Source organism: Pseudomonas sp. 1928-m, from assembly GCF_029269135.1.
Taxonomy (GTDB): Bacteria; Pseudomonadota; Gammaproteobacteria; order Pseudomonadales; family Pseudomonadaceae; genus Aquipseudomonas.
Genome location: NZ_JARIXO010000002.1, coordinates 92,905 through 106,695, shown reverse-complemented (window position 1 = coordinate 106,695; position 13,791 = coordinate 92,905). Strand labels below are relative to the sequence as shown.

Here is a 13,791-nt window from a genome sequence, read left to right as displayed (position 1 = left end):
GGAAAGAGTTGCCGTGACTGCTTATCGGCCGCCGGGGAGAAAATCCTTAATCGCCTGTCTAACTAAAGATTGCTTACGGGCATTGAGCAAGCTTGTAGTTGTCCGTCGCTGCTCAGCCGCCTAGGATGTCGCAGTTTTCATAAGGAGTATTAACATGGCCAAATTGTTACCCCTCGCCGCGTTGAGCACGGCCCTGTTGCTGGCGGGATGCCAGGCGGTGAACACCACCAGCGGCGGCGCCGTAGGTGTTGAGCGCAAGCAGTACATGTTCAGCATGCTCTCGACCCAAGAGGTCAATCAGATGTATGCGCAGTCTTATCAGCAGACCCTCGGCGAGGCGTCCAGCAAGGGCGTGCTGGATAAAACCAGCAATAACGCCAAACGCCTGCGCACCATTGCCGATCGCCTGATCAAGCATGCCCCGCTGTTCCGTCCGGATTCGGCGCAGTGGCAGTGGGAGGTCAACCTGATCAAGAGCCCTGAGCTGAATGCCAACTGCGGCCCAGGCGGCAAGATCATTTTCTACAGCGGGATCATCGAAAAGCTGAAGCTCACCGACGATGAGATCGCCGCGATCATGGGCCACGAAATGGCCCACGCCCTGCGCGAGCACAGCCGTGAAGCGATGTCCAAGGCCTATGGTGTCGAGTTGGCGAAACAAGGCGCGGGTGCCTTGCTCGGTCTGGGCTCCGACAGCTTGGCGCTGGCCGATGCAGCCGTGCAGTACGGCATGATGTTGCCGAACAGCCGTGGCAATGAGAACGAGGCTGATCTGATCGGCCTGGAACTGGCCGCCCGTGGCGGCTACAACCCTAATGCCGCAGTCAGCCTGTGGCAGAAAATGGCCGCCGCCAGCGAAGGTGCACCGCCTGAGTTTATGAGCACCCACCCCTCGTCGAGCAGCCGAATCGCTTCTCTGCAGGCGGCGATTCCCAAGGTGATGCCGTTGTATGAACAGGCGCGCTAAAGCGCGGTAAACAAAAAGCCCCCGATTGGGGGCTTTTTGTTGAGCGTGATTTGTTCAGGGCAATGCCTTGGCAGCAAAGGGCTGGGTGGCCAGGCCCAGTTGCGAGCGGAAGCTTTCCATGTCGAACATGGTGCAGATTTCCTGAATTTCATTGCTTGGGGTAATGGTCCAGAAGGCCATGGCCGAAATGCTCAGTACCTTGTCGCTGGGCGGGTAGCCGAGCGCGGGCTTCTGGATGGTGCCGATCAGGGTGCTCCAGGTAACGACCTTGTTGCCCTCAGCGATGCATTCTTCGACCACCACCTGCAGGTCCGGCATGGCGTGACGGATGTCCTGCACCATCTGGGCAAATGCCGGGCTGGTCAGCGGCCTGCCGATAAACGAGCTCTTGTAGAGAAAGTCTTTGCTATGCAGCTGCTCGGCAAGGGCTGTGCGGCCTTTGTTCCACGACAGGTCGATATGGTGGCGTACCAGCTTTTTCCGATCATCCAGTGACATAGGTGTCTCCCTGACGGCTGAGTGGGCAGGATGTTGCGCACTGTAGCAGCCGTCTGGAAGCCGGTGTATTGGCCGAAACGCCAGTGTCCTGGCGTCAACTTGATGTCAAATCAGCCCGCTGAACTTCAGTGCTTGGTACCCCGCATACACGGCCAGTGCGGCAAAGGCGCAGGCGGCCAGGCGGCGAATTAGCGTCAGTGGCAAGCGTTCAGCCGCAAAATTACCCACCAGTACCACTGGTACGTTGGCGATCAGCATGCCCAGGGTGGTGCCGATCACCACCAGGATAAAGTGCGGGTATTGCGCGGCCAGCATCACCGTAGCGACCTGGGTCTTGTCGCCCATTTCTGCAAGGAAGAAGGCAATCAAGGTCGTCAGGAACGGCCCGTAGCGCTTGAACTTGGAGCTTTCATCGTCATCCAGTTTGTCCGGGATCAACGTCCACAGCGCTACGGCAACAAAGCTGGCGGCGAGCGTCCAGCTCAAGGTGGCGGGGGAGAAGAAGCTGGCAACCCAGTTGCCAATCGCGCCGGCGGCGAAATGGTTGGCCAGGGTGGCGACCACAATGCCGCAGATGATCGGCCAGGGTTTGCGAAAGCGTGCAGCCAGCAATAGCGCGAGCAGCTGCGTCTTGTCGCCGATTTCGGCCAAGGCCACGATAAAGGTGGGGACAAACAGGGATTCGAGCATCAGGCTTTCCTAAAGGGGCGGGTCGACATTGCTATGACACGTACAGCCTTCCCGCCCCGGGTAAGGTGTGCGTGTCATAGGTCTTGTCAAACCGCAGGCCTCTCTAAGAGGGCCTTGGGTCGCACGCGCCATGCTCTGTTGAGCAAGTATGTTGACGCGTGCCGGGCGAGCTGGCGCTCGCGGGAGACTACTCCCCTAGGACGCGCGCATTCTGCCCGCGCATCCGTGATAGGGCAAGTCCCGTTTAGCCTTTGCTGGCGCGGTAGATGCGAAAGCCTTTGGCGTCGGCCAGGGTCTGGCAGGCGCCGAGGTGCTGTTCGATCAGCGGCGGGTATTTGAGAAAGCTGTTGGCGACCAGGCGCAGTTCACCTTTGCTGGCCAAGTGCTGGCTGGCTTGGCGCAGCAGGTGCTCGGTGGCCTGGTAGTGGGTATGTACGCCCTGGTGAAAGGGCGGGTTGCTGAGGATCGCGCTCAGACCGGTGGGCGCGGCATCGATGCCGTCGCCATTGATGACCTCAGCCTGCAAGCCATTGGCCGTCAGGGTCAGGCGGCTGCTTTCGACGGCAAAGGCGTCGACATCCAGCAAGGTGATCTGGCTGTCCGGGTAGCGGCGCTTCAGCGCTGCGCCGAGCACGCCGGCCCCGCAGCCGAAATCCAGAATATGCCCGCTGGGTAAACCGTCGAGGTGTTCAAGCAATAGCGCGCTGCCTACGTCCAGGCGGCCATGGCTGAATACGCCGGGCAGGCTGAGTACCTGCAGTGGGCCGTCGGCCAGGGCTAGCTCGTAGCGTTGCGCCAGGCTGTGCAGATCCAGTGTGGCGGGGCTGTGCTCAACCCGTACCTGCCAGAGTTGACAGTGCCGTGCGCTGTCGAGCTTGCGTGAATGGCCGAAGCTCGCCAGCTGCTTGGCGGCGCGTTCAATACCGGCGCGCTTTTCACCCACGAGAAACAGCTCACGGCCATTCAGGCGCGCCGCCAGAGCATTGAGCAGGTATTCGGTCAGCTCGCGGGATTTCGGCAGAAACAGCACAGCTGCGTGCAAGTCGCGCTCGCCAGGCTGGGTGCCAAAGTGGCAGCGATTGCTGAAGCGGGCGTCCAGCAGCCCGTGCTCACCGGCATGCCAGCTCCAACCGTGGGCTTCAGGGAGTCGACCGAGCAGGTCATCCGCCGGCAAACCGGCAAGCAGCAGCGGGCCGTTGAATAGATCGGCTTGGCGCAGCAGTACTTCGCTTCGCGGGTCCATAAGCGCTCCTCGAAAAAAGTCGCGTAGCTTAGCTGACAACGCGCATAGGCGCGCCGTTGAAGAATGCCAAAGCGTTTTCACTTAGCTGGCTGACGATGCGTTGCCGCGCTTCGCGGCTGCCCCAGGCGCTGTGCGGGGTGATGATCAGTCTTGGAATATCGGCGGCGAGCAAGGGATTGCCGTCTTTTGGCGGCTCCTGAGTCAGCACGTCGGTTGCCGCGCCGCCCAGGTGGCCGGCGCGCAGCGCGTCGGCCAGGGCCTGTTCGTTGATCAGGCCGCCGCGGGCGGTATTGATCAGAAAGGCGCTGGGCTTCATCAGGCTGAGTTCGCGGGCATCGATCAGGTTCAGGGTGTCACTGTTCAGCGGGCAATGCAGGGTCAGCGCATCGACCTGGGGCAGCAACTCATCCAGTGACAGGCGGTCGGCACGGGCAGGGCGGCCGGGTAGCTGGCCGAGCAGCACGCGCATGCCAAAGGCTTCGGCGAGTTTGGCGACTGCGCCGCCCAGTTCACCATGACCGAGCAGGCCGAGGGTTTTGCCGTGCAGTTCGACGATCGGGTAATCGAGCAGGCAGAACTGCTGTGCCTGTTGCCAGTGGCCGGCGCGAACGTCGCGTTGGTAATCGGGCAGGCGGGTGGCCAGCGCCAGTAGCAACATCAGGGTGTGTTGCGCCACCGAGGGTGTGCCGTAACCCTGGCAGTTACTCACGCTGACGCCATGGGCGCGGGCGGCGGCCAGGTCAATCGGGTTGGTGCCGGTGGCGGCCACCAACACCAGCTTCAGCTCCGGGCAGGCGGCGAACACCTCGGCATTCAGCGGCACCTTGTTGCTGATCGCCACCTGCACGCCCTGCAGGCGTTCGATGGTTTGTGCCTGGGTGCTGTGTGGATACAGCTGCAGGTCAGCAAAGCAGCCGCTCAGGCTGGACAGGTCGAGGTCGCCCAGGTCGAGTGAACTGTGGTCGAGAAAGACGGCGCGGTGACTGTTACTCATCAGCTGTATCTATCCTGCGGGTTTGGGCGGGGAGTAAGGTGGCGAGCCTAACAGAATCATTTCGACGTCGCGGAGCCGCCCCATGTACTGGACCGAGTTTTTAGCTGTGGCCCTGATTCACTTGCTGGCTGTGGCCAGCCCTGGCCCGGATTTCGCGATTGTGGTGCGCGAGAGTGTCGCGCACGGGCGGCGTGCCGGCATATTCAGTGCGATTGGTGTGGGCTGTGGGATTTTTATCCATGTGGCCTATTCGCTGCTGGGGATCGGCTTGATCGTGTCGCAGTCGATTGTGCTGTTCAACGCTCTGAAGTGGCTCGCGGCGGGCTATCTGCTGTATATCGGCATCCGTGCGCTGCGGGCCAAGCCGGCCAGCCCGAGCGACGCCGAGTTGAGCCTGGGTGAGGGTGAGCGCACGCCGCGTGCGGCCTTTGTCGCCGGTTTTGTGACCAATGGCCTGAACCCCAAGGCCACGCTGTTTTTCCTGTCGCTGTTTACCGTGGTGATCAACCCGCATACGCCGCTGCCGGTGCAGGCAGGCTATGGCGTATACCTGGCGGTGGCCACGGCGCTGTGGTTTTGTATGGTCGCGCAGCTGTTCAGCCACCAGCGGGTGCGTGCCGGTTTTGCGCGCATGGGGCACTGGTTTGATCGCTTGATGGGCGCGGTGCTGGTGGGCTTGGGCGTTAAGCTGGCGTTTAGCGAGTTGCGCTGAGTCGAGCGCAGTAACAAAAACGCCCCGCATTGCGGGGCGTTTTGTTTGGAGGCAGTGCTTAGAACCTATTTTCGATCTCGCGAGCTAGAGTCCTGCAAGGCAAAAACAGGCGAGGAAGCGGAGTGTACTGTCGTACATGAGCATTCCGAGCCTGTTTTTAACGCCGCAGGGCCGACGCGTAGCAGATTAAAAACAGGTTCTTACTCGTCTTTGCCTTTGCTGCGCATAGCGCGCTGCACTTCGCGGTCGGCGTCGCGTTCTTTCTCGGTGTGGCGTTTGTCGAAGTCCTTCTTACCCTTGGCCAGGGCAATCTCGCACTTGATCAGGTGCGCCTTCCAGTAAATCGACATGGCCACACAGGCATAGCCTTTTTGCTGGACGGCGCCGAACAGCTTGTCCAGCTCGCGTTTATTCAGCAGCAGTTTGCGGGTGCGCGTCGGGTCAGCGATCACATGGGTGCTGGCCGCCGTCAGTGGGGTGATGTGGCAGCCCATCAGCCAGGCCTCGTCGTTCTTCAGCAGCACATAGCTGTCGACCAACTGGGCCTTGCCGGCGCGCAGACTTTTTACTTCCCAGCCAGCCAGGACCAAGCCTGCCTCGAACCTGGATTCGACGAAGTAGTCGTGCATCGCCTTCTTGTTTTGCGCGATGGTGCCTTGCGGGTGTTTCTTTTGTTTAGCCATAGGGCGCGCATTATAGGGAGTCACTGGCGCGGGCGCTATGTGTGCAGCAAGGCAAAATCAGCTTTGCCAGGCGCCTGGTGCTGCGCGGCGTCGGCTGCGCTTGAGCCGCCCTGGCGAATCCCCGACAATGCGCGATCTTTTTCAATAGAGCAGGCTAGCCGAGCATGGCGAACGATAAGGTTTCGATACACGGCGCCTGGGCCAGTCGTTGGGTGTTTATTCTGGCGGCGACCGGTTCGGCCGTCGGGCTGGGCAATATCTGGAAGTTCCCCTATATGACCGGCATGTACGGCGGCGGGGCTTTCGTGATGATGTACCTGGTGTGCATCTTTATGGTCGGCTTGCCGATCATGCTCGCCGAAACCCTGATCGGTCGGCGCGGCCGGCAGAGCCCGGTGAATACCCTCAAAACCCTGGCTATCGAGTCGGGCGCTTCACCGAAATGGTCCTGGGCTGCGCTGGTGGGGATGGTTGCCGCGCTGCTGATTCTGTCGTTTTACAGCGTGGTGGCCGGCTGGTCGCTGGATTACATCCTCAGCATGGGCGGCGGGCAGTTTGCGGGTGTGAGTGCCGAGGGCGCTGGCGCGGCGTTTGGTGCGCTGACGGCTGATCCCTGGCGGCTGACCCTGTGGCATACGCTGTTTATGCTGCTGACTGGCTTTGTCATCGCCCGTGGCGTGGTGGCCGGCCTTGAGCGCAGCCTGCGCATCATGATGCCGCTGCTGTTCGTGCTGCTACTGGTGCTGCTGGGTTACAGCATGACCACCGGGCACTTTATGCAGGGCTTTCACTTTCTATTCGATTTCCAGCCGGACCGCGTGCTCGATGGTGTGCTGGCCGCCATGGGCCATGCCTTCTTTACCCTGAGCGTCGGTGTGGGCGCGATCATGGTTTATGGCTCGTATATGCCGAAGAACGCCTCGATTGGCGGCACCATTCTCACTGTCGGCATTCTCGATACCTTGGTGGCCCTTACCGCTGGCATGGCGCTGTTTCCGATTGTCTTCGCCGGTGGTCTGGAGCCTGGCGCAGGGCCGGGGCTGATGTTTGTCACCCTGCCGGTGGCGTTCGGCAATATCGCCTTTGGCCAGGTGATGGGTACGCTGTTCTTTATTCTGGTGCTGATCGCGGCCTGGACCTCGTCGATCTCCATGCTGGAGCCGGCGGTGGCCTACCTGGTTGAGCGCAGCAAGCGCAGCCGCGTGCTGGTGACCAGCGTGCTGGCGTTCCTCTGCTGGGCGGTCGGCATGGGCACGGTGCTGTCCTTTAATGTGGGGGCTGAAGCGAAGTTCTTTGTCTTCGGCGAGGATGGTTTCCACCTGTTCCAGTGGGGCGCAGAGGGTGGGCGGAATTTCTTCGACACCATCGATTACCTAACCAGTCGTATTCTGTTGCCGTTCGGCGGCCTGGCATTCGCCATATTCGCCGGTTGGGTGCTTAAGCGTGAGGCGGTGCGTGAAGAGCTGGCGATGAAAAGCCCGCTGCTGTTCAACGTGGTGTACTGGTTGATTCGTGTGGTCGCGCCGATTGGCGTGCTGATCGTGTTTATCGCAGAGCTGAGCAAATGATCGCCTGCCTCCTGTTTAGCCAAGTGGTTGCGTTATGAGTACTCATATTCAGCGTTCGGCGCTGTTGCCTTACCCGGCGCGGGCGCTGTTTGATCTGGTCAATGATGTGGCCAGTTACCCGCAGTTCCTGCCCTGGTGTTCGGCCAGTGAAGTGCTTGAATCAAGCGATACGCATATGCGCGCCAGCCTTGCGGTGGCCAAGGGTGGGCTGAGTCAGCGTTTTGTCACGGCTAACACGCTGGTGCCGGGCGAGTTGATCAAGCTGACCCTGGTCGAGGGGCCGTTTACTCAGCTGTATGGGCATTGGGAGTTCAAGGCGCTGGGCGACAAGGCCTGCAAGATCAGCCTGGATCTAACCTTTGACTACGCCGGGCCGCTGGTGCGGGCGACCCTTGGGCCACTGTTCAATCAGGCTACCAATACCTTGGTCGATGCATTCTGCCAAAGGGCTAAACAACTCTATGGATAAGCCGAATATCGTGGTCGAGGTGGTCTATGCCCTGGCCGACAAGCAGAAGCTGCTGCGTCTGAGCCTGCCCTACGGCACCACGGTGCGGCAGGCGGCGGTGCAGTCCGGGATGCAGGCGCACTTTGCCGATCTGGATCTGCACAACAGTCCGCTGGGTATTTTCGGCAAGGCAGTGAGCAAGCCCGACGAGCGTGTGCTGGAAGACGGTGAGCGGGTGGAAATCTACCGTCCGCTGATTGCCGACCCGAAAGAAGTACGCAAGCAGCGTGCGGCCAAAGCGGCGCAAGCCAAGGCAGAAGATGCCGGACAGTAAGTGCTGAAAGTGTGATTTGCAGAGATGCAGGTATAAAAAAGCCCGGACTAGTCCGGGCTTTTTTATCAGCAAATGTTACTGCGGTGTGCTTTCCAGAGGCTCTGGGGTTGGCACCGGCACGACTTTCACGTCGTCCACTTCGCGCTGAATCTGCTCAAGCAGCGAGCCTGGAGCGGGTTTCTCTTCAACCTGCGGCTGCTGAGTGGCTTGCGGGGTGGTAACGCCGCTGTCTTCGCCCAGGATGGCCTGGTCGCGGCTGACGCCCGGCATAAAGTCGCCAGACAGGCCAACCAGTTGATCATCGGCGTTGAAGTTCACGCTCACGCGTTCCTGCAGGCGCTTACCGCCGCCCGGCTGGATGCTGTACAGGTAATCCCAGCGATTGGCGTGAAAGGTGTCAGTGAGCAGGGGGTTGCCCATGATAAACCGCACTTGCCGGCGGGTCATTCCCGGGCGCAACTGGTCTATCATGTCCTGCGTGACGACATTGCCCTGTTGGATGTCGATTTTATAAACCCCGGGGAATGAACAACCGGCGAGTGCGAGTAGCCCCGTAAGGGTGAGGCTGGTCAGCAGGAGTTTGGTTTTTTGCATCGGTGGGCGACTTCCACTATCTTGGCTGGGCAATATAACCCCGGATCATACCCGCAATAAAGGAAGCTGCGAAGCCGCTTCCGTGAGAAAGCAGACCATGGTTGAAAATAGCGAACTACGCAAGGCTGGCCTGAAAGTGACCCTGCCACGGGTCAAGATACTGCAAATGCTCGACTCTGCCGGTCAGCGTCACATGAGTGCTGAAGATGTCTACAAGGCACTTATGGAGGCGGGTGACGACGTAGGTTTGGCGACGGTGTACCGCGTACTGACCCAGTTCGAAGCGGCAGGCCTGGTGGTTCGCCACAACTTCGATGGCGGTCATGCGGTCTTCGAATTGGCGGACAGCGGCCATCACGACCATATGGTCTGTGTCGACTCTGGTGAGGTGATCGAGTTCTTCGATGCCGAGATCGAAAAACGCCAGAAGGAAATCGTCAAAGAACACGGTTTCGAACTGGTCGATCACAATCTTGTGCTGTATGTGCGCAAGAAAACCTGATTGATGCAGCAGGCATAACAAAGGCGACCCTCGGGTCGCCTTTGTGCTTTCTACGGCCTGGGCAATCAGGCCTGGGCGCTGCCAACCATCTGTCGGGCGTGGGCCAGGGATTCTTCGGTGAGGTCGACGCCGCCGAGCATGCGCGCGATTTCCTCGACCCGCTGTGCCGGGCTCAGTTTGCTGACTGCGGTGCGGGTGGCATCGCTTTCGCGCACCTTGTGCACGAACAGGTGCTGGTGGCCTTGCGCGGCAACTTGCGGCAGGTGGGTGACGGTGAGTACCTGGCCTCGTTCACCGAGGCGGCGCAGTAGCTGGCCGACCACTTCGGCGGTGGGGCCGCCGATGCCGACGTCGACTTCATCGAATACCAACGTCGGTACCCGCGAGGTTTGTGCGGTGATCACCTGAATCGCCAGGCTGATGCGTGATAGCTCGCCGCCCGAGGCGACCTTGGCCAGGGCCTTCAACGGCTGGCCAGGGTTGGCGCTGACCAGAAATTCCAGCTGCTCCAGGCCGTTGGGGTGCGGCTCGCTGTTGCTGTTGGCGCTCAGCTTGATGTTGAAACGCCCGCCAGGCATGCCCAGGGTCTGCATTTCCTGCTCGACTGCGCTGGCCAGCTGACTGGCGGCGTTGTTGCGCAGGGTGCTGAGTTCCGCTGCTTTTTCCTGGTAATGCCGTTCGAAGGCGGCCAGTTCGTCGCTCAGGCGTTCGGCGGCCTGATCGTCTGCGTTAAGGCTTTCCAGCTCCTCGAATAGCTGTTGTTGCATAGCACCCAACTCGGTCGGTTGGATGCGGTGCTTGCGCGCCAGGGTGTAGATCGCGTCCAGGCGTTCTTCCATCTGCTGCAAGCGTTCGGGGTCGGCGTCGAAATGGTCGAGAAAACGGTTCAGCTCGCCGACCGCTTCTTCCACCTGGATTTGCGCGCTGGCCAGCAGGTTGGTGGCTTCACTCAATGCGCCGGGTTGGCCTTGGAAGGCGCTGAGGCGATTAAGGCTGCTGGTCAGGGCTGATAGAACGTTGCCGGCGTCGTTCTCGCTGCATTGCTCAATCACCAGGCGGCAGGCGCTGAGCAGGCTTTCCGCGTTGGTCAGGTTCTTGTGTTCCTGCTCCAGGTTGTCCAGCTCGTCTTCGCCGAGGGCCAGGTTGTCGAGTTCTTCCAGCTGGTAGCTGAGCAGTTGATGACGCGCGCGCTGTTCGTCGCCGATGCTGGAAACCCGTTCCAGCTCGTTCTTGGTCTGCTTCCAGCGCTGTGCGGCGAGCTGCACCTGGCGCGCCAGTTCCTGGCTGCCGGCGTATTCGTCGAGCAGGCGGCGGTGGGTGTCGGGCTTGAGCAGGGATTGGTGCTCATGCTGGCTGTGGATGTCGATCAGCAGCTCGCCCAGGGCCTTGAGGTCGCCTTGTGGGCAGGGTGAACCATTGATATAGCCACGCGAGCGGCCTTCGGCGGTGATTACCCGGCGCAGGATGCACGGGCCGTCATTGTCCAGATCACGCTCGGCCAGCCAGGCGCGGGCTTCGGGGATGTCGTGCAGGTCGAAGCTGGCGAGGATGTCCGCCTTGTCTGCGCCGGGGCGCACCACGCCGCTGTCGGCGCGATCACCCAGGGTCAGGCCGAGGGCGTCGAGCATGATCGACTTGCCGGCACCGGTTTCCCCGCTGATCACGCTCATGCCGGCGTCCAGCTCTAGATCAAGGTGTTCAACGATGGCGTAGTTGTGTACGGACAGGTGCACCAGCATGGCGAGGGCCTCCCAAGTTCATGTCTGGTTATTTATACAGTGTTTTTTTGTGGGCTGACAATCCGTCTGCTGTCCTTGAAACCAGATTTTTTGACCCCATATAGCGGTCAGGTACGTGAGTTGAGGCTCGCGTCGGATTTATAAGAGGAGAGACGCATGGCTGACGAACAGACCCTGGATACGCAGAACCCCGATGTACAAACAGCTGCCGAAGCGGCTGCGGGCGATGACCTGGTTGCCCGCGTGCAAGCGCTGGAAGAGCAACTGGCCACTGCGCAGGATCAGTCGCTGCGCATGGCTGCCGATCTGCAGAACGTGCGTCGCCGCGCCGAGCAGGATGTAGAGAAGGCGCACAAATTCGCTCTGGAGAAATTCGCCAACGACCTGTTGCCGGTGGTGGATAGCCTGGAGCGCGGCCTTGAGCTGTCGAATCCTGATGATGAGGCGATCAAGGCAGTACGTGAGGGCATGGAGCTGACGCTCAAGCTGTTCGGCGACACCCTCAAGCGTCACCAGTTGGAAGCCATTGACCCGCATGGCGCGCCGTTCAACGCCGAGCACCATCAGGCGATGGCGATGCAGGAAAGCACCAGCGTCGAGCCTAACAGCGTGCTCAAAGTGTTCCAGAAGGGCTACATGCTCAATGGTCGTCTGCTGCGCCCCGCCATGGTGGTGGTCAGCAAGGCGCCGGTAGAAGCGCCGCCATCGATCGATGAGCAGGCTTGAAATTCGCCGAGCTGCCCCCATTAAACAGTCAAGCGTTTTAGTGCTACCGCCGCTGGCAACGATCAGCGGCGGGATTATCAAAGTTTCGGGAGAGTGAAGATGGGCAAAATTATTGGTATCGACCTGGGGACCACCAACTCGTGCGTCTCGGTTCTGGAAAACGGTGTCGCTAAAGTTATCGAAAACGCTGAAGGCGCGCGTACTACGCCGTCGATCATCGCGTATGCCAACGACGGTGAAATCCTCGTCGGCCAGTCGGCCAAGCGTCAGGCCGTGACCAATCCGCATAACACCCTGTATGCGGTAAAGCGTCTGATCGGTCGTCGTTTTGAAGAAGACGTCGTGCAGAAAGACATCCAAATGGTGCCGTACAAGATCGCCAAGGCGGACAACGGTGACGCCTGGGTTGAAGTGAACGGCCAGAAGATGGCGCCGCCGCAAATTTCGGCTGAAATTCTGAAGAAGATGAAGAAGACCGCCGAAGACTACCTCGGCGAGCCAGTGACCGAAGCGGTTATCACCGTGCCGGCCTACTTCAACGACAGCCAGCGTCAGGCGACCAAAGACGCCGGCCGCATCGCTGGCCTGGACGTCAAACGCATCATCAACGAGCCGACCGCAGCCGCTCTGGCGTACGGTATGGACAAGGCCAAGGGCGATCACACCGTGATCGTTTATGACCTGGGTGGCGGTACCTTCGACGTGTCGGTGATCGAGATCGCTGAAGTTGACGGCGAGCACCAGTTCGAAGTGTTGGCCACCAACGGTGACACCTTCCTCGGTGGTGAAGACTTCGACATTCGTCTGATCGACTACCTCGTTGACGAGTTCAAGAAAGAAAGCGGCATGAACCTCAAGGGTGACCCGCTGGCTATGCAGCGCCTGAAAGAAGCCGCAGAGAAAGCCAAGATCGAGCTGTCCTCGAGCCAGTCGACCGACGTCAACCTGCCGTACATCACTGCAGACGCCACCGGTCCTAAGCACCTCAACGTGAAGATTTCCCGCGCCAAGCTGGAGTCGCTGGTTGAAGACCTGGTGCAGCGCACTATCGAGCCTTGCCGTATCGCGCTGAAAGACGCCGGTATCGACATCGGTGCGATCAACGACGTGATCCTGGTCGGCGGTCAGACCCGCATGCCGCTGGTGCAGAAGCTGGTGACCGATTTCTTCGGTAAAGAAGCGCGTAAAGACGTCAACCCGGACGAAGCTGTGGCCATGGGTGCTGCTATCCAGGGCGCGGTACTGTCGGGCGATGTGAAAGACGTGCTGCTGCTCGACGTATCGCCGCTGACCCTGGGTATCGAAACCATGGGCGGCGTGATGACTGCGCTGATCGAGAAAAACACCACGATTCCGACCAAGAAATCGCAAGTATTCTCGACTGCCGACGACAACCAGGGTGCGGTGACCATTCACGTGTTGCAGGGCGAGCGCAAGCAAGCCAGCGGTAACAAGTCCCTGGGCAAATTCGACCTGGCCGAGATTCCGCCAGCTCCGCGTGGCGTACCGCAGATCGAAGTAACCTTCGATATCGATGCCAACGGCATTCTGCACGTCGGCGCGAAAGACAAGGCCACCGGCAAGACTCAGTCGATCGTGATCAAGGCCAACTCCGGTCTGTCTGAAGAAGAAATTCAGCAGATGGTGCGTGATGCCGAAGTCAACGCCGAGGAAGATCGCAAGTTCGAAGAGCTGGCGACCGCACGTAACCAAGGCGATCAGCTGGTGCACGCCACCCGCAAGATGATCACCGAGGCCGGCGACAAGGCCACTGCCGACGAGAAGACTGCTATCGAAACCGCATTGAGCGCACTGGAAGTGGCGATCAAGGGTGACGACAAAGCCGAAATCGACGCCAAGATGACCGCGCTGTCCGAAGTGACCGCACCGCTTGCGCAGAAGATGTACGCCGAGCAGCCGCAGCCAGGTGCGCAAGCCCCGGGTGCTGAGCAAGCCAAGGACGCAGGCGACGACGTGGTCGACGCTGAGTTCGAAGAGGTCAAAGACAACAAATAAATAGGCGCAAGCTTATGCCACTCTGGCCGGGCGTGACGCGAGTCGCGTTCGGCATGATCCGCCGCGCGGGAGCTTGC

General features: G+C 60.3%; 15 protein-coding genes and 1 riboswitch. Of the genes, 8 read left to right on the top strand and 7 right to left on the bottom strand.

All coding sequences use genetic code 11. The annotated features are described in order from the left end of the window. The first annotated feature begins 154 nt into the window (after positions 1-154). On the top strand, positions 155-967 hold the full coding sequence (locus P3C18_RS09990; protein ID WP_275961709.1) for a M48 family metallopeptidase: 813 nt from the start codon (positions 155-157) through the stop codon (positions 965-967). 54 nt (positions 968-1,021) lie between these two features. Here the strand turns inward: P3C18_RS09990 and P3C18_RS09985 are convergent, their stop codons facing one another. The 4 genes from P3C18_RS09985 to P3C18_RS09970 form a co-directional block, all read right to left on the bottom strand. Then, complete coding sequence (locus P3C18_RS09985) at positions 1,022-1,465, bottom strand: ketosteroid isomerase-related protein (RefSeq protein WP_275961708.1); 444 nt, start codon at positions 1,463-1,465, stop codon at positions 1,022-1,024. Between the two features lie 105 nt (positions 1,466-1,570). Next, on the bottom strand, positions 1,571-2,155 hold the full coding sequence (locus tag P3C18_RS09980; protein WP_275961707.1) for a TMEM165/GDT1 family protein: 585 nt from the start codon (positions 2,153-2,155) through the stop codon (positions 1,571-1,573). A gap of 76 nt (positions 2,156-2,231) precedes the next feature. Beyond that, positions 2,232-2,363: riboswitch (yybP-ykoY riboswitch) on the bottom strand. A 36-nt stretch (positions 2,364-2,399) separates the two neighbouring features. Beyond that, a complete protein-coding gene (locus P3C18_RS09975) occupies positions 2,400-3,398 on the bottom strand; it encodes a class I SAM-dependent methyltransferase (RefSeq protein WP_275961706.1) in 999 nt (332 codons plus the stop codon). A 28-nt stretch (positions 3,399-3,426) separates the two neighbouring features. Further along, positions 3,427-4,392: a 2-hydroxyacid dehydrogenase gene (locus tag P3C18_RS09970; protein ID WP_275961705.1), complete on the bottom strand. Its 966-nt coding sequence runs from the start codon at positions 4,390-4,392 to the stop codon at positions 3,427-3,429. A gap of 82 nt (positions 4,393-4,474) precedes the next feature. Here P3C18_RS09970 and P3C18_RS09965 point away from each other — a divergent pair, with 82 nt between their 5' ends. Continuing rightward, entirely contained in the window at positions 4,475-5,104 is a 630-nt protein-coding gene (locus P3C18_RS09965) for a LysE family transporter (RefSeq protein ID WP_275961704.1), read from the top strand. Positions 5,105-5,304: 200 nt separating this feature from the next. Here the strand turns inward: P3C18_RS09965 and smpB are convergent, their stop codons facing one another. Next, positions 5,305-5,787, bottom strand: coding sequence for an SsrA-binding protein SmpB (gene smpB / locus P3C18_RS09960; RefSeq protein WP_090255207.1), 483 nt, complete (start codon positions 5,785-5,787; stop codon positions 5,305-5,307). A gap of 164 nt (positions 5,788-5,951) precedes the next feature. Here smpB and P3C18_RS09955 point away from each other — a divergent pair, with 164 nt between their 5' ends. From P3C18_RS09955 to P3C18_RS09945, 3 genes are read left to right on the top strand one after another with little or no spacing between them, the layout of a single operon-like run. Further along, complete coding sequence (locus tag P3C18_RS09955; protein ID WP_275961703.1) at positions 5,952-7,355, top strand: sodium-dependent transporter; 1,404 nt, start codon at positions 5,952-5,954, stop codon at positions 7,353-7,355. 34 nt (positions 7,356-7,389) lie between these two features. Beyond that, positions 7,390-7,824: a type II toxin-antitoxin system RatA family toxin gene (locus P3C18_RS09950; RefSeq protein WP_275961702.1), complete on the top strand. Its 435-nt coding sequence runs from the start codon at positions 7,390-7,392 to the stop codon at positions 7,822-7,824. Continuing rightward, positions 7,817-8,137, top strand: coding sequence for an RnfH family protein (locus P3C18_RS09945; protein ID WP_275961701.1), 321 nt, complete (start codon positions 7,817-7,819; stop codon positions 8,135-8,137). The genes P3C18_RS09950 and P3C18_RS09945 overlap by 8 nt, the downstream gene beginning before the upstream one ends. 75 nt (positions 8,138-8,212) lie before the next feature. On the opposite strand, the gene bamE is transcribed toward P3C18_RS09945, so the two are convergent. Then, positions 8,213-8,731: an outer membrane protein assembly factor BamE gene (gene bamE / locus P3C18_RS09940; RefSeq protein WP_275961700.1), complete on the bottom strand. Its 519-nt coding sequence runs from the start codon at positions 8,729-8,731 to the stop codon at positions 8,213-8,215. Positions 8,732-8,828: 97 nt separating this feature from the next. Here bamE and fur point away from each other — a divergent pair, with 97 nt between their 5' ends. After that, the gene (gene fur / locus P3C18_RS09935; protein ID WP_136665255.1) at positions 8,829-9,233 is read left to right on the top strand and encodes a ferric iron uptake transcriptional regulator; all 405 of its coding nucleotides are present in this window, start codon (positions 8,829-8,831) and stop codon (positions 9,231-9,233) included. Between the two features lie 65 nt (positions 9,234-9,298). Here the strand turns inward: fur and recN are convergent, their stop codons facing one another. Continuing rightward, a complete protein-coding gene (gene recN, locus P3C18_RS09930; RefSeq protein ID WP_275961699.1) occupies positions 9,299-10,972 on the bottom strand; it encodes a DNA repair protein RecN in 1,674 nt (557 codons plus the stop codon). A gap of 156 nt (positions 10,973-11,128) precedes the next feature. Between recN and grpE the strand changes: the two genes are divergently transcribed. Beyond that, on the top strand, positions 11,129-11,698 hold the full coding sequence (grpE, locus tag P3C18_RS09925; RefSeq protein WP_160088708.1) for a nucleotide exchange factor GrpE: 570 nt from the start codon (positions 11,129-11,131) through the stop codon (positions 11,696-11,698). Positions 11,699-11,797: 99 nt separating this feature from the next. Next, positions 11,798-13,714 (top strand): molecular chaperone DnaK, encoded by a 1,917-nt coding sequence (gene dnaK / locus P3C18_RS09920; protein ID WP_090255964.1) that lies wholly within the window; start codon positions 11,798-11,800, stop codon positions 13,712-13,714. The last annotated feature ends 77 nt before the right edge of the window (positions 13,715-13,791 follow it).